Annotated in this window: 13 protein-coding genes; 5 read left to right on the forward strand and 8 right to left on the reverse strand. The window is 62.1% G+C overall.

Translation table 11 applies throughout. The annotated features are described in order from the left end of the window. Window positions 1–2 precede the first annotated feature (2 nt). The 5 genes from glp to ACK4FK_RS09405 are packed head-to-tail and all read right to left on the reverse strand — an operon-like array spanning window position 3 to window position 4,162. On the reverse strand, window positions 3–1,214 hold the full coding sequence (glp, locus tag ACK4FK_RS09385) for a gephyrin-like molybdotransferase Glp (RefSeq protein WP_409744339.1): 1,212 nt from the start codon (window positions 1,212–1,214) through the stop codon (window positions 3–5). Continuing rightward, window positions 1,211–1,690 (reverse strand): cyclic pyranopterin monophosphate synthase MoaC, encoded by a 480-nt coding sequence (moaC, locus tag ACK4FK_RS09390; protein ID WP_409744342.1) that lies wholly within the window; start codon window positions 1,688–1,690, stop codon window positions 1,211–1,213. The genes glp and moaC overlap by 4 nt, the downstream gene beginning before the upstream one ends. Beyond that, the gene (trpC, locus tag ACK4FK_RS09395) at window positions 1,687–2,493 is read right to left on the reverse strand and encodes an indole-3-glycerol phosphate synthase TrpC (protein WP_409744345.1); all 807 of its coding nucleotides are present in this window, start codon (window positions 2,491–2,493) and stop codon (window positions 1,687–1,689) included. Before trpC ends, moaC begins: the two co-directional genes overlap by 4 nt. Beyond that, the gene (trpD, locus tag ACK4FK_RS09400; protein WP_409744348.1) at window positions 2,490–3,554 is read right to left on the reverse strand and encodes an anthranilate phosphoribosyltransferase; all 1,065 of its coding nucleotides are present in this window, start codon (window positions 3,552–3,554) and stop codon (window positions 2,490–2,492) included. Before trpD ends, trpC begins: the two co-directional genes overlap by 4 nt. Further along, entirely contained in the window at window positions 3,551–4,162 is a 612-nt protein-coding gene (locus ACK4FK_RS09405) for an anthranilate synthase component II (protein ID WP_409744351.1), read from the reverse strand. The genes trpD and ACK4FK_RS09405 overlap by 4 nt, the downstream gene beginning before the upstream one ends. A 356-nt stretch (window positions 4,163–4,518) precedes the next feature. On the opposite strand from ACK4FK_RS09405, the gene ACK4FK_RS09410 reads away from it, so the two are divergent. From ACK4FK_RS09410 to ACK4FK_RS09425, 4 genes are all read left to right on the forward strand, one after another. Next, window positions 4,519–6,702: a methyl-accepting chemotaxis protein gene (locus ACK4FK_RS09410; RefSeq protein WP_409744354.1), complete on the forward strand. Its 2,184-nt coding sequence runs from the start codon at window positions 4,519–4,521 to the stop codon at window positions 6,700–6,702. An 80-nt stretch (window positions 6,703–6,782) separates the two neighbouring features. Continuing rightward, entirely contained in the window at window positions 6,783–7,823 is a 1,041-nt protein-coding gene (gene argC / locus ACK4FK_RS09415; RefSeq protein ID WP_409745013.1) for an N-acetyl-gamma-glutamyl-phosphate reductase, read from the forward strand. After that, complete coding sequence (locus ACK4FK_RS09420; protein ID WP_409744356.1) at window positions 7,820–8,350, forward strand: gamma carbonic anhydrase family protein; 531 nt, start codon at window positions 7,820–7,822, stop codon at window positions 8,348–8,350. Before argC ends, ACK4FK_RS09420 begins: the two co-directional genes overlap by 4 nt. 92 nt (window positions 8,351–8,442) lie before the next feature. Further along, on the forward strand, window positions 8,443–9,423 hold the full coding sequence (locus ACK4FK_RS09425; protein ID WP_409744359.1) for a pentapeptide repeat-containing protein: 981 nt from the start codon (window positions 8,443–8,445) through the stop codon (window positions 9,421–9,423). 1 nt (window position 9,424) lies between these two features. Here ACK4FK_RS09425 and ACK4FK_RS09430 read toward each other — a convergent pair whose 3' ends face one another. The 3 genes from ACK4FK_RS09430 to ACK4FK_RS09440 form a co-directional block, all read right to left on the reverse strand. Then, on the reverse strand, window positions 9,425–9,646 hold the full coding sequence (locus ACK4FK_RS09430; RefSeq protein ID WP_409744362.1) for a hypothetical protein: 222 nt from the start codon (window positions 9,644–9,646) through the stop codon (window positions 9,425–9,427). A gap of 61 nt (window positions 9,647–9,707) precedes the next feature. Beyond that, a complete protein-coding gene (locus tag ACK4FK_RS09435; RefSeq protein ID WP_409744364.1) occupies window positions 9,708–10,214 on the reverse strand; it encodes a hypothetical protein in 507 nt (168 codons plus the stop codon). Between the two features lie 136 nt (window positions 10,215–10,350). After that, a complete protein-coding gene (locus ACK4FK_RS09440) occupies window positions 10,351–12,375 on the reverse strand; it encodes a PhoX family protein (RefSeq protein WP_409744367.1) in 2,025 nt (674 codons plus the stop codon). A 328-nt stretch (window positions 12,376–12,703) separates the two neighbouring features. Here ACK4FK_RS09440 and ACK4FK_RS09445 point away from each other — a divergent pair, with 328 nt between their 5' ends. Next, on the forward strand, window positions 12,704–14,572 hold the full coding sequence (locus ACK4FK_RS09445) for a methyl-accepting chemotaxis protein (RefSeq protein WP_409744370.1): 1,869 nt from the start codon (window positions 12,704–12,706) through the stop codon (window positions 14,570–14,572). The last annotated feature ends 55 nt before the right edge of the window (window positions 14,573–14,627 follow it).

Raw genomic sequence — 14,627 nt, forward strand, 5'->3', positions numbered from 1 at the left:
GGTCAGCGCAGCCGCAGAATCGGCACGGGCGTGCCGGCTTTCAGGGCCGGTGCCAGGGGCGCACGTACGATCAGGGCATCGGCATCGCTCAACAGCCGCAGCATCGAACTATCCTGTTTCCCGAAGGCATCGACGACCGGCTGCCCGGCAGCATTGAGGCTCAGGCGGGCCCGCAGGTAATCCTCGCGCCGGTCGTTCTCGGGCAGGTCATGGGCGGCCAGGGCGGTTTCAAACCGCACCTGCCAGTCCAGCCCCAGCATCGCCCGCAATGCAGGCACGAGGAAGTTATGGCCGCAGACCAGGGCCGAAACCGGGTTGCCGGGCAGGCCCAGCAGGGCGACCGATTGGCCGTTGCCAAGATCAGCCCGACCGAACATCAGCGGCTTGCCCGGACGCATGGCGATACGCCAGAAATCGATGCCGGTGCCGCCGCCGCCCAGCACCTTGTGGATCAGGTCGTGTTCGCCGACGCTGGCACCACCGAGCGTCAGCAGCAGATCGCAGCCGGCCGCCGCCGCAGCCTTGTCGCGCAGGTCGGCCTCGGTGTCACGCGCGATGCCAAGATCGATGGCCTCGCCACCCTGCATCTCGATCAGGGCGCAGAGGCCGATATTGTTGGAACTGACAATCTGGTTTGGGCCGATGGGTTCGCCGGGACGGGCAAGTTCATCACCGGTGGCCAGCACGGCGACGCGGGGGCGACGGCGCACCGCCAGCCAGGGCACGTTCATCGCAGCCGCGAGCGCCAGATCGGCAGGGCCGAGCTGCCGCCCGGCTTTAAGCAGCACCTGTCCCTCGCTGAAATCGAGACCGGCATGCCGGATCCACCGACCCGGTTTCGGCGCCTCTCGCACGGTGAGCAGGCCGTCGGCGCCCAGATCGGCATCCTCCTGGATCACGATGGCATCGGCGCCGGCCGGCAGCGGCGCGCCGGTGAAGATGCGCACGCACTCCCCCGGGCCGACCTCACCTTCATGACGGCCGCCGGCGGCGGCCGTGCCGACCGGCTTCAGTTTCGCTGGAATCGTGGCCAGATCGGCCTGGCGGCAGGCCCAGCCATCCATGGCGCTGACATCGAATGGCGGCTGGGTACGCCGCGCTGCGACATCTTCGGCCAGAACCCGTCCGGCGGCTTCGGGCAGCATCACGGTTTCGGCGGGCGTTTGGGGCAGACCGGCGATGATGCGGGCGCGAGCCTCGGCGACAGGGATCATGGCGCGTCGAAGCTTCCCGACTTGCCGCCCGACTTGTGCAGCAGCCTCACGTCAGTGATCTGCATGCCGCGATCGACGGCCTTCGCCATGTCGTAGACTGTGAGGGCGGCGACGCTGGCGGCCGTCAGGGCTTCCATCTCCACGCCGGTGCGCCCCTTCAGCTTGCAGGTGGCAACGATGTTGATCGCATTTCCATCGGTGTCGGGCGTCAGGTCGACGCTCACCTGACTGAGCGCCAGAGGATGGCAGAGTGGGATCAGGTCGGATGTGCGCTTGGCCGCCATGATGCCGGCGATACGGGCAGTGGCCAGCACGTCGCCCTTGGCGGCCTGGCCGGACAGGATCAGGTCGAGCGTGGCTTTCTTCATCAGCACCCGGGCGCCGGCCCTGGCCACGCGCTCGGTTTCGGCCTTATCCGAAACATCGACCATGTGCGCCTCGCCGGCTGCATTCAGGTGCGTGAGCCGGTCGCTCATGCGGCCAGGTCCTTGCCGGTCAGCAGGAGACGGGTCGCCGCCTCCACATCCGGTTGACGCATCAGGCTTTCGCCCACAAGAAAGCAGCGCGCCCCGCATTTTGCCATGCGGTCGAGGTCGGCCTTGGTGTGGAGGCCGGATTCAGCCACCAGCATGCGATCGGCGGGGATGCGTGCGGCAAGGGCTTCGGTTGTCGCCAGATCCACGGCCAGGGTTTTCAGGTTTCGGTTGTTTACGCCCAGTAGCGGCGATTTCAGTTTCAGCGCGCGGTCCAGTTCTGCGCCGTCATGCACTTCCACCAGCACGTCGAGACCGTAATCCAGCGCCGCGGCTTCCAGTTCGGCGGCCTGCACATCGCTGAGGGCGGCCATGATGAGCAGGATGCAATCAGCGCCCAGCGCGCGGGCTTCTGCGACCTGATACGGATCGAGCATGAAATCCTTGCGGATGATGGGCAGGCCAACAGCGGCGCGGGCCTGTCGGAGGTATTCGTCCTTGCCCTGGAAATATGGTTCGTCGGTCAGCACTGAAAGGCAGGTCGCGCCGCCGGCAGCATAGGCGCGCGCCAGCGAGGGCGGGTCAAAGTCGGCACGGATCAGGCCTTTCGACGGCGAAGCCTTCTTGATTTCGGCGATCAGTCCATATCGACCGTTTGAAACCGTCTCTCTGAGTGCGCGGATAAAGCCGCGCGGTGTGGCGGCCTCGCGTGCAAGCTGATCCACTTCGGCTGCCGGCATGCGGGCCTTGCAGCGGGCAATATGTTCCAGCTTGTCGTTGCAGATCCTGGCGAGTACGTCGCTCATGACTTCTTGTCTTCTTCCACTGGGGCGGCTGGCGGCGGTTCGTGGGTGATCTCGATCAGGCGGGCCAGGGCGGCACGGGCCTTGCCGCTGTCGATCGACTGGGCTGCCATGGCCGCACCCTCGCGCAGGTCCTTTGCCCTGCCGGCGATCACCAGCGCCGCTGCCGTGTTGAACAATACGATATCGCGGAAGGCTCCGGGTGCGCCATTGAGGACGGCACGCAAGGCCACGGCATTCGCCGTGGGTTCATCGCCTTTCAATTCCTCCAGCTTGGCGCGAGGCAGGCCGGCATCCTCAGGCGTGATCTCGAAATGGCGCAGTTTGCCGGCCTCCATTTCCGACACATAGGTGGGACCGGTGGTCGTGATCTCATCCAGACCGTCCGAGCCATGGACGACCCAGACTTTCTCAGCGCCCAGCTTGCCCATTACTTCGGCCAGCGGTTGCACCCATTGCCGGTCGAACACGCCAATAAGCTGCCGTTTGACCAGAGCGGGGTTGCTCAGGGGACCAAGCAGGTTGAAGATCGTGCGGGTGCCAAGTTCAACACGGGTCGGTCCGACATGCCGCATGGCGCCGTGATGCCGCGGCGCCATCAGGAAGCCGACGCCGGCCTCTGCGATCGCCTTCTCGATCAAACGGAAGTCGCAGTCGATGTTGACGCCCAATGCGGTCAGCACATCGGCCGCGCCGGTCTTTGACGAGACAGCCCGGTTGCCATGCTTTGCCACGGGCACGCCACAGCCGGCCATAACGAATGCCGAGCATGTAGATACATTCCATGTGCCCTTCACGTCGCCCCCGGTGCCGACGATATCCATGGCGCCGGCCGGTGCCGTCACGCCATGAACCTTGGCGCGCATGGTCATGGCGCCGCCGGTGATTTCGTCCACGGTTTCGCCGCGCACGCGCAGGGCCATCAGGAAGGCACCCATCTGCGACGGCGTTGCATTACCTGACATCATGACATCGAAGGCCGTTCGTGCATCTTCGATGCTCAGGGTCGCACCGCCGGCCACCTGAGCAAGCAGCCGCTTGAATTCTGTTACATCCGCGCTCATGCCGCCTGTCCGCGCACCGCTGTCTCGTTCACCGGAAGGCCGCAATAGCGCACGAAATTGGCCAGCATCGCAAGGCCGTGTTCGGAGGCGATGCTCTCCGGGTGGAACTGCACGCCATGGATCGGCAGGTCGCGATGGGCCAGTCCCATGATGACCCCATCCTCGGAGCGGGCGGTGACTGTAAGGCTGTTGGGCAGCGTGGCCGGGTCGACGGCCAGGGAATGATACCGCGTGGCGAGGAAATCCTGTGGCAGGCCTGCAAATACGCTATCGCCTGTATGGTGGATGCGGCTCATCTTGCCATGCAAAGGCAGGGGAGCGCGGACGACCTTGCCTCCGAAGGCCTGCCCGATGGCCTGATGGCCCAGGCATACGCCGAAAAGCGGAAGTTTTGCCACGGCGGCCTTGGTGATCATCGGCAGACAGATTCCGGCCCGATCCGGATCGCAGGGGCCAGGAGAGAGGACGATCCCCTCCGGCTTGAGGGCCATGATTGAATCGGGATCGGTTTCGTCATTCCGGAAGACACGGACGTCAGCCCCTACCTGCCCGAAATAGTGAACCAGATTCCACGTAAAGCTGTCGTAGTTATCGATTAATACCAGCATGCCCGATCCTCAGATCGCTACTTTATCATAAGCCGCCAAAGGGACGACAGGCGCGGCAATACCCGTATTAATAGTATATCCCAGGACAAAAAACGTCATAAAATCATGGTATTGCGGCCGACGGCAAATAGCAGAACAATCCATGGAAGAAATATTTATAGGGGGGATTCGTTATGGCTTTGCCTTGGCTGCAAGGGAAACCCGGCCCAACCGTCCGCATGGGAATCAGGCAGCGGCTTTACGTCGCCGTCGGCGCGATCGCGTCTTTCGCCTTGGTCTCGGCTGCTGCCGGCTGGTTTGCCATGTCTCGGCTCGACAAGGCCATCGTAACCGTAACGGATGAGGGGGTGGTGGCCGTGACGGCCTCGCTCAGTCTTGCCGAGCTGGTTGCAAATCTGGCCGGTGTGGCGCCGGACCTGATTTCCGCCCAGACAGAACGTGAAATCCAGGTGCTGTCCGAAGGCATCAAGCAGAAGCAGGACCGGATCCAGGCCACCTTGGCCGTGGTTGCGGCAACCATGTCGGGCGAACAGGTTCAGGTTATCCAGAAGGAGACGGCCGCGTTGCTGGGCAGTATCGCGCAGCTTCGCCAGGTGGTGGATGCCCGCATCCGTACGTCGCAATTCCTGATCGAGGAAACCGGCAAGCTGGCAACCGCACATGCGGCCTTTCTCCAGGTGGCGGCTCCCATGGTTGACGATGCCGTGTTTGAACTTACGCTCGGCATGAATTCCGCTGCCTCGTCTGGTGACTCTGCAAAGATCGGCCAGACGTTCACGCGATTAGCGAATGTTGAATTGCGGATGGTCCAGGGCACCAGCAAGCTGATTGCCGAGGTAAACAACGTGGTCGGGTTGCTGGCGGTCGGAGCGCAGAGCGCCAGTGCCAGTGAGATCGAGAAAATCAGTAACCGATATGAGCTGGCGGCGCGCAAGGTGGAAGATAGTCTCGCCGATATCGAGAAGATTCAAAAAAATCCCGACCTTGCAAAAGTTGCGACAGCCATCCTCGATTTTGGCAGCCCGGGGATCGGCCTGATCAGCCTGCGCGAGCAGGAAATCTCGGCCATGGATCAGGCCCGACGCATGCTACAGGCAAGCCGTCAAGCCGCAGAACGGCTTGGCGCTGCAACCGCACTGGCTGTCAGCACGGCCAATCAGGGCATGGAGGATGCCACCATTGGCGCGAAAAAGACGAGCGAAGGTGGCAAGCTGATCCTGATTCTGGTCGCGATTGCCAGTTTGGTCGCCGCGTCCATGGTGGGGTGGCTCTATATCGGGCGACGGGTCGCCGCGCCATTGACGGCTCTGACTGGCAGCATGGGGCGGCTGGCCAACCGGGAATGGGATACTGAGGTCCGGGACAGGGACAGGCAGGACGAAATTGGCGATATGGCGCGCGCCGTCCAGATATTTAAAGAAAACGGTCTGCAGAACGAGCAGTTGCAGCGCGAAGTGGAGAAAAATCGGCAAACCGCGGAAGAGCAGCGGCGACAGCAGGAACAGCTTCTGGATCGTGCGGTCGGCGAGGTTGTAGGCGCGGCAGCGGATGGAGATCTTTCGGTGCGCATCGACACCGCAAATCTCGATGGCATGATGGCCCGCCTCGGTGACAGGATGAACGGGCTGCTGAAAACGGTAGACGAGGTTTTTGCGAGCCTTGGGCAGGCGCTGGGTGCAATGGCGCGCGGTGATTTCACCCATCGGATCGATGCCGACTATGCCGGTGTTTTCGAGCGGCTGAAGCAGGACGCCAATACCACGGCCCAGCAGTTATCGCAGATCGTGGGGCAGGTGACGTCCGCCGCTGCCACGGTGCGCGATGCCGCGGCCGAAATATCGACCGGCAGCAACGATCTGGCCCAGCGTACCGAGCAGCAGGCCGCGAGCCTGGAGCAGACAGCGGCATCGATGCACGAGATCACGTCAACCGTGAAGCAGAATGCCGATAATGCCGAGGCCGCCAACCAGTTGGCCGCCGCCGCCAGATCGCGCGCCGAGGAAGGGGGCAGCGTTGTGCGGGATGCCGTACAGGCGGTGACACAGATCGAGGGCAGTGCGCGCAAGATTTCCGACATCGTGGGACTGATCGACGAGATCGCCTTCCAGACCAACCTGCTGGCGCTGAATGCCAGCGTGGAGGCGGCGCGCGCCGGCGAGGCCGGCAAGGGCTTTGCCGTGGTGGCGCAGGAGGTGCGCGCCCTGGCGCAGCGTTCCGCCGATGCCTCCAAGGAAATCAAGTCGCTGATCCTGGAATCGAATGCCCAGGTCAAAACCGGGGCGGCGCTGGTGAACCAGACCGGTACGAGCCTGAGCGAAATCGTCACAGCTGTGAAAAAGGTGGCGGATATTGTGGGAGAAATCGCCTCGGCCAGCCGGGAGCAGGCTGTCGGCCTAGATGAGGTTAACACTGCCGTCTCGAATATGGACGAGATGACCCAGCGTAACGGCGCCCTGGTGGAACAGACTACCGCCTCGGCCCAGGCCATGGCCCGGCAGGCCCAGGAACTGGCGGATTTAGTGGGACAATTCCGCGTCTGAGGGTGACAATTTAGCGTTTGACCGGCCGGCGCGGCGCGTTATACCCATCCGGCATTGTTTTTCAGGAGGTCGGTATGGCCATGGACGCCATCAGGGTCGCGATTTTGGGTGCCAGCGGTTACACGGGGGCGGAGCTTCTCCGCGTCCTGCTGCGCCACCCGCGCGTCCGCGTGGTCGCCCTGACCGCCGACCGGAAAGCCGGCGAGGGGATCGAAACGGTCTTCCCGCAATTCCTGGGCATGGGACTGCCCAAGCTGGTGACCATCCAGGAGGTCGACTGGAGCGGCGTGGATGCCGTGTTCTGCGCCCTGCCGCACGGCACCACCCAGGAAGTGATCGCGGGCCTGCCCACGCATCTGAAGATCGTCGACCTGTCGGCTGATTTCCGGCTACGGGATCTGGCGGAGTACGCCAAATGGTACGGTCATGAGCACCGGGCACCAAAGCTTCAGGAAGAGGCGGTCTATGGCCTGACCGAGATGTATCGCTCGGATGTGGCCAGGGCCCGGCTGGTGGCCAACCCGGGCTGCTACCCCACCTCGGCCCAGCTGCCGCTGATGCCGCTTCTGGCCGCTGGCCAGATCGATCCCGACGATATCGTGATCGACGCCAAATCCGGCGTGTCAGGCGCGGGTCGGGCGCTCAAGGAAGGGTCGCTGTATTGCGAGGCGGCGGAAGGCACCCATGCCTATGGCATTGGTTCGCATCGGCATGGCCCCGAGATCGAGCAGATCCTGTCCGAGACCGTCGGCCGGCCGATCGTGGTCAATTTCACCCCGCACCTGATGCCGATGAACCGGGGTATGCTGTCGAGCATCTATGTGAAGCTCAAGCCCGGCGTCACGGCCGACGATCTGCGGGCGACTCTGTTGCAGCGCTATGCAGACGAGCCCTTCGTCCAGGTCACATCCCAGGGCGTGGCACCGCAGACGCGGCATGTGCGTGGCACCAATGCCTGCCATATCGGCGTGTTCGCGGATCGGGTGAAGGGCCGCGCAATGCTCTTTTCGGTCATTGACAACCTGATGAAGGGTGCCAGTGGCCAGGCCGTACAGAATTTCAACGTTATGTACGGCCTTCCGGAAACCATGGGCCTGGATCAGATCGCCCTGTTCCCGTGAGCTGGGTGCTGCCTTTCGGCGACCGGCATCCGGTGATTGCGCCGGATGCCTTCGTCGCGCCGAATGCGACCGTGATCGGCGACACCGAGATCGGCGCCCGCAGTTCGATCTGGTTTGGCTGCGTCCTGCGCGGCGACGTGAACAGCATCCGGGTGGGAGCCGACACCAATATCCAGGACGGCTCCGTCGTGCATGTCACGCGGGCGAAATTCGGCACCGTGATCGGCTCCGGCGTAACGGTAGGCCATATGGCCCTGATCCATGGATGCATCCTGGAAGATCATTCCTTTGTCGGCATGCAGGCCACGGTAATGGATGGCTGTGTCATCGAGGGCGAAGGCATGCTGGCCGCTGGGGCCCTGCTGACGCCGGGCAAGCGGATTGCTGCTGGCGAGCTTTGGGCCGGCCGGCCGGCCAGGCTGATGCGTCGTCTCGATACGGATGAATTGCGGAATATCCGGGAAACAGCGGCTCATTACGCCCGCCTGGCCGCGACCTATCGGGCCCAGCTGGCAACGACTCGTTAAGACTTTCTTGAATTACAGCCGCTAGCCTCACACATTTAGTGCAAGGATGAATGCGCCTCGGTTTCATTGTGGGGCGTGCAGTGGATGGAGACATGAGCAGCGGCGCCACCCATGCCCCCTGGCCGGATGATCTCTACGATCAGATCAAGGCCCATGGCGAGTTCCTGTCCGGTAAACTGGGCAAGCTCACGCGCGGCAAGCAGCTCACCCTCGTGGGCGCCGATCTCACCGGTATCAAACTGGTCGGCATGAACCTGCAGCGCACCGTGTTCCGCAGCTGCCGCTTCTATTGCGCCGACCTCCGCAATTCCGATTTCAGCCAGGCCGTATTGACGGGCTGCGACTTTTCCGGCGCCGACCTCACGAATTCGCGTTTCATCTGGGCCAATCTGCGTGGCGCCGACCTGTCGCGGGCGATCCTGAAGGGCACGCGCTTTGAGAACGCCGACATGCGGCCGATGACCGATCCTCCGGTTCCGCCGCATGGCAAGGGCGGAGTGGTGTCTCTGAAAGACACCACATTGCACAATACCAACCTGACCCAGGCCAAGCTGTTGGGCGCCTCTTTCGTGGGCGCCATTCTTGACGGTGCCATCCTCGATAATGCTGACCTGGAAGGCGCCGACTTCTCGTATTCCACGCTGCATAAGGTGCAGTTCAAGAACGCCAAGCTGCATGATGCCAATTTCAATCTGGCGGATTTTCCTCCAGACATGCTGCGCGAATTGCAGGGCACCGGCGCCAAGCTGCCACAGGAAATCTCGCCCGAGGTGGTCGAGCAGGTTCTCCGCGATCATCAGGCCTGGATCGAGTCGGACGGTCACACCGGACGCCGTGCGATCATGGCTGGCTGGTATCTGTCACGCATGCATCTGGCTCAGGCAAATCTGAACGGTGCCGATCTGCGCGCGGCCAATCTCTCGAATGCCAACCTGCATGGCGCCAGGTTGATCTGTTCCGACCTGCGCGATGCCAACCTGATGTATACCAACATGACGGATGCGGATTTCCGGGGCGCGCTTATCGAGGGTGCGCGCGGACTGCCTGTGGTGCTGAACGACAGGAAGAACTAGGTCAGCGCCGCCGCTGCGGCAGACCGGCGCCGGCGGATTTGTCGTCCCCGGCATTCAAGCCCTTTACCGCGCGAAGGATGCGTCGCCAGACCAGCGTGCCGGCAAAATCTCCGCCCAGGGTCATCTCTGCCAGAACCTTGGTGGCATGGGTTTCGGCCCGACGCGGACCATAATCGGCGATCAGATCGCGCGCGGCGCGCCAGATTTCAGCATCGGAATTCATGGAAGGCAGACTGACGGCAAAAGGTTAGCGAAAGGTAATTGGCAGGCGCCGGATGGAATGGTCAGGCCATGTCCTTCACCTTGTCCACCGCCGCCCGCAGGTTTTCCAGCAAGTCCTTTTCCATTTTCGCCGAGGGCTTATGGATGCCCTGGGCCAGAACGACATACATGGCGTCGATATGGATGCTGATCACCTCGAGCTGGGCCTCGTTTGGAATGCCCAGCTTGGCGATGAAGTCCTTCAGCGATTTGGCCAGCTGGCTCAGCAGCGGATAACCGAAGGTGCCTCCCATTCCCTTGATGTCGAAGGCCAGCTCGGAGATGGTTTCCATGATGAAAATCCGCGACAGCGGATCGTCTTCCGCCGCCTTAACCTGAATCCGCATTTCCCGCAGGTTGTTCAGGATTTCCTTGGAGAACTCGTCGGCATTGTCGGCGATGACGGAGTCGATCTTGGCGCGAACGTCATCGGTCAGCGTCAGTTCCAGGCCAGTGGTGAAATTCACCGCCTTCTGACGCAGATCCTGCGGCGCCTTGATGAAACGCGGCTTGTTGAGTCCCTTGGCCATCGCTCTACGACCTGTCCGCCTTTTGGCAGACTGAGTATTCCCGCTGGGCGGGCAGAAGCGGTTATATCGGTCTCTCGCTGGCCTGTATATGCCCGTCCCGGCCGGCCAGGATGAGCCGGCCGGCCGGAAGGCATGATCACGACCCGATCAGGCCGCCGTCCGTCTTGGTGATGACGACGACGGAGGGACGAGGCGGCATGTCAGGCAGAAAATCGGGCCAGCGGGTGGCTGGATCTTCGAAGGTCGAGCCTTTTCCGCTCTTGGTGAACTTCTCGCCTCCATCGGTTGCGGGATGCTGCACCGCAACAAAGAGCGTCTTGCCGTCCGGAGTAAAGCATGGGCCGCACATTTCGGCCCCAACAGGAACCCGGAAGAACATCTTGGACAGGCCGCGGTTTGGCCCTTCGGTTTCGACGGCCCACACGCCATCCGCCGTGCCGCTGGCCTTTTCCCAGGCTTCGCCCTGATCGGTCGTGATCCAAAGCCGGCCCTGGGGGTCGATGGCGGCATTATCGGGACAGGCAAACCAGCCGTTTTTGCTGGTGGCGGGATGGAATTTGCCAGCCACCCTGGGATCCGCCGGATTGCCGGCCTGCAGCAGGAGCGTCCACTGGCACTTGGCGCCCGCATGGTCCCCATTGGAGACCTGCATTTCCACCACCTGGCCCCACTCGTTCGAGGCCCGCGGATTGGCGGCATCCACCTGATCAGCCTTGCGGCGGGTGTTGTTGGTCAGCATCACGTAGACGCGGCCATTGGCAGGATGGGCCTCGATATCCTCCGGCCTGTCCATCTTGGTCGCGCCGAGCAGATCTGCGGCCCGGCGGGTCTCGATCAGGATATCGGCCTGGCTGTTGAAGCCATTGGCAGCCGTGAGCGGGCCCTGGCCATGCACCAGCGGCAGCCAGTCCGCCGAGCCATCCGCGTTGTATCGCGCAACATACAACGTTCCCTCGTCGAGCAGATTCAGGTTTGCCCTGCGATCATTCGGATTGAACCGCTTCGCCGTGACAAACTTGTAAACATATTCAAAGCGCTCATCGTCACCGGAATACAGCACCACGCGCCCGTCGCTGTTCAGCACGACAGCAGCGCCTTCATGCTTGAAGCGGCCCAGCGCCGTGCGTTTTTTGGGGACTGATCTGGGGTCGTAGGGATCGACCTCGACCATCCATCCGAAACGGTTTGCCTCGTTCGGCTCTTTGGCCACGTCGAAACGGTCGTAATACTGGCCCCAGTTATACCAGTTGCCTGGCACCTCATATCGCTTGTGGTTGCGCTCCTCAGGGTGTCCGGCTTCCAGTTTGCCGCCAAAATAACCATGGAAATTTTCTTCCGCCGTCAGGACCGTGCCCCAGGGGGTCAATCCGCCGGCGCAGTTGTTCAGCATGCCGATGACGCGGCGCCCGCTCGGATCGGCCTTGGTCTTCAGGCGGGCATGGCCGGCGGCGGGGCCGGTTATCTCGCAGACGCTGCTGAGAGCATCGATGCGGCGGGCATAGGGGCTGCCGCCGACCAGGCTCCATTTTCCGTCGGCATTCTTCTGGACTTCGATAATGCTGGCGCCATGGGCCGCCATCTCTATTTCCACCAATGGCCTGGTCATATCCTTGAACAGCTTGTCCTTGCTGTCCTGGCGGCCGATGCCGGGGAACATCACTTCCTCGCTGGTATATTCGTGGTTCACGAACAGCAGGCCGCGGTCTGAGTTCCGGCTCCCGAGCGGCAAGGGCATGTAGCCGATGAAATCGTTGTTGTAGCCGAACTGCTTGGCCTGCGCGGCAGCGCTTTGCGCGCGCACATTGAAGGCCGGCGCATCGGAGGTGACGGGATCGCCCCACCGGATCAGGATATCCGCATCGTAACCCGGGGCGACATGATGGCGGCCATCGACGCCATGGGAGATTTCTGTGAAAGTGAAGCCTCCAGTGGAGGCCCGGGGAGAATTCTGAGCGGCGGCGGAGGCCGCCAACGGTAGTCCGCTGCCCAGGGCGATGCCGGCTGCACTGCCGGCCAGCAGGCCCTTCAGTACGTCACGGCGGCCATAGCGCTGTCGCACTACCTCGGAAATGGTGGGGTTGGGGCTATCGTTGATGCCAATATCCTGGGAGTCTTCAAATGCTTCGCTCCGGCTGCGGCCGTCGAAGGTGGGGCTGGTCATGCGGGTCTCCTGATAGGACGGCTCTGATTCGTCCGACACAGATGCGTACCGCCGCTATATGACGGGATGATGAAGCAAATTCCGCAACTTGAGGTACATTTTGGACCGCGTCTTTCGACTAAAGTCGTGTGGAACGGTATAGAAAGTTGACAACCCTCTCTTCCACAAGGTCCCGGTGTTTGCGTTAAACTCTCGAAAGCGCGGTATGATCGAAAAGACTTGAAAACAAATCGCGCAGAGTACTGATGATGTAGCGTAATGTACCGGGGGAGGGAGTATGCGAGTTCTGACCAGCCTGCCAATGGGGCTTCGGCTTGGATTGGCAATCTTGGCATTGCTCGTTCTGGCGGCCGGATGGATGTGGAGCGCCAGCGGGAGCGGTATGGCCGGCGCCGAATACGGTTTGGTGGCGGCTGTTGTTGTGCTCGTGATCGGCGTCGTCTTTGTGGCCTCGCTCTCGGCAGGTCAATCTAATTTACTGAAGGCGCTGGATAATTTTCCCAAATTTGCGGTTGGCGAGAATCTGCCGGCTCAGATCAGGCAACTGGCTGGCCAGTGGAACGAGGACGAGAAGCGGCGCCAGGCACTGGATGACCGCATTGCCGAGCTGGAAGCGGAACTCGACCGCATCCGCCGGGCCGATACCGCCGTTCTGGATGAAATGGCTGCGCTTTGCGGCTCGATCGGCAAAGGTGTCCTTCACCAGCGGGTTTCCGACCATGATGGCGAGGAAGCCGCGCACCGTCTGGCCGAACATTTCAACGGCATGGCCGAGACCCTGGATTCGGTTGTCGGCGATCTCAAAGACCTGTTTGCCCGCATGGCGGAAGGTGATCTGTCGGAAGGGATCCCGAACAGCCGCGGCGGCGATTTCGCGGTCATGCACAATGGCGTTGAACAGGCCATCGAACGTCTTGGTAATGTGATCGGCACCATCGTTCAGGCAGCCAACACAATCTCGGCCGCAACGGTGCAACTGACCCGCGAAGCCAAGGGGCTGGCGGAAAGCGCCGAGGCGCAATCCACCAGCCTGGATCGTACGGCGGCCGACGCGGCGTCTCTTAGCGAGGCCGCCCGCGCCAATGAAGCTGCTGCCAAGCGCGCCAACCAGCGCGCCGACGAAGCGCGCGCGGCTGCCCAGAGTGGCGTACAGGTTGTGCGCCGCTCGATTGATGCGATGAACGAGATGGCCGAGATGTCTCACCGCATCTCGGAAATCACCTCGCTGATCAACGAAATCGCGTTCCAGACCAACCTCCTCGCACTGAATGCCAGCGTGGAGGCTGCCCGCGCCGGCGAAGCCGGGAAGGGGTTTGCCGTCGTCGCGCAGGAAGTGCGCGCGCTCGCCCAGCGTTCCGCCAATGCATCGAAAGACATCGGCGCCATCATCAAGCAATCCGACGACAAGGTAAAATCTGGCGTTACGCTGGTCAGCGAGACTGGAACGGTGCTGAACCGCATCGTCGAGGCGATTGATTCGATGGGTCAGCAACTCGGCGAAATCGAGCAGGCCAGTACGGATCAGTCCAGCCGCGTCAATGGCGTGACGCATGCCATCACCGACATGAATGCGGCAACTCGCGGCTATCTATCCGTTGTACAGCGTACTGGCGCTGCCATTCAGGATATCGACCAGCAAGTGGCCAACCTGGCAACACAGATCGGGTTTGTCACCACTACCGCCGATCGACCCTTCCTGTTGGCTGCCAAGCGGGCTGCGGCCGAGATCAGCGCTATGTTTGAAGACGCCATCGCGCGCGGCGAGATGAGCATGGAGGATTTCTTCGACGAGAATTATGCGCCCATCAAGGGCACCAATCCGCAGCAGTTCATGACGCGTTTCGTCAAATTCACCGATACGCATCTGCCGAAGATCCAGGAACCGCTGCTGGAATCGAATGCATCCATCGCCTTCTGCGCAGCCGTCGACCGTAACGGGTTCCTGCCGACGCATAACCTCAAATACTGCCAGCCGCAGGGCAGCGATCCGGTGTGGAATGCCGCGAACTCGCGCAATCGCCGTATCTTCAACGATCCGGTCGGACTGGCCTGCGGCCGCAATGAAAAGCACTATCTGCTGCAATGCTACCGGCGCGACATGGGCGGCGGTGTTTTCGTGCTGATGAAGGACATGTCCGCCCCGATCATAATCCAGGGGCGGCACTGGGGCGGTTTTCGTATCGGTTACAAGATCTGAAGCACAAAAAAAGGCGGGTCGGTACCCGCCTTTTTTCTTTTCTTTTGGGGTCCGG

The organism is Ferrovibrio sp., assembly GCF_046297895.1.
Lineage (GTDB): Bacteria > Pseudomonadota > Alphaproteobacteria > Ferrovibrionales > Ferrovibrionaceae > Ferrovibrio.

Bases quoted from the DNA above. Each gene is read 5' to 3' on its own strand.
- glp (WP_409744339.1), bottom strand. From the start codon at position 1,214: ATGATCCCTGTCGCCGAGGCTCGCGCCCGCATCATCGCCGGTCTGCCC.
- moaC (WP_409744342.1), bottom strand. From the start codon at position 1,690: ATGAGCGACCGGCTCACGCACCTGAATGCAGCCGGCGAGGCGCACATG.
- trpC (WP_409744345.1), bottom strand. From the start codon at position 2,493: ATGAGCGACGTACTCGCCAGGATCTGCAACGACAAGCTGGAACATATT.
- trpD (WP_409744348.1), bottom strand. From the start codon at position 3,554: ATGAGCGCGGATGTAACAGAATTCAAGCGGCTGCTTGCTCAGGTGGCC.
- ACK4FK_RS09405 (WP_409744351.1), bottom strand. From the start codon at position 4,162: ATGCTGGTATTAATCGATAACTACGACAGCTTTACGTGGAATCTGGTT.
- argC (WP_409745013.1), top strand. From the start codon at position 6,783: ATGGACGCCATCAGGGTCGCGATTTTGGGTGCCAGCGGTTACACGGGG.
- ACK4FK_RS09425 (WP_409744359.1), top strand. From the start codon at position 8,443: ATGAGCAGCGGCGCCACCCATGCCCCCTGGCCGGATGATCTCTACGAT.
- ACK4FK_RS09430 (WP_409744362.1), bottom strand. From the start codon at position 9,646: ATGAATTCCGATGCTGAAATCTGGCGCGCCGCGCGCGATCTGATCGCC.
- ACK4FK_RS09435 (WP_409744364.1), bottom strand. From the start codon at position 10,214: ATGGCCAAGGGACTCAACAAGCCGCGTTTCATCAAGGCGCCGCAGGAT.
- ACK4FK_RS09440 (WP_409744367.1), bottom strand. From the start codon at position 12,375: ATGACCAGCCCCACCTTCGACGGCCGCAGCCGGAGCGAAGCATTTGAA.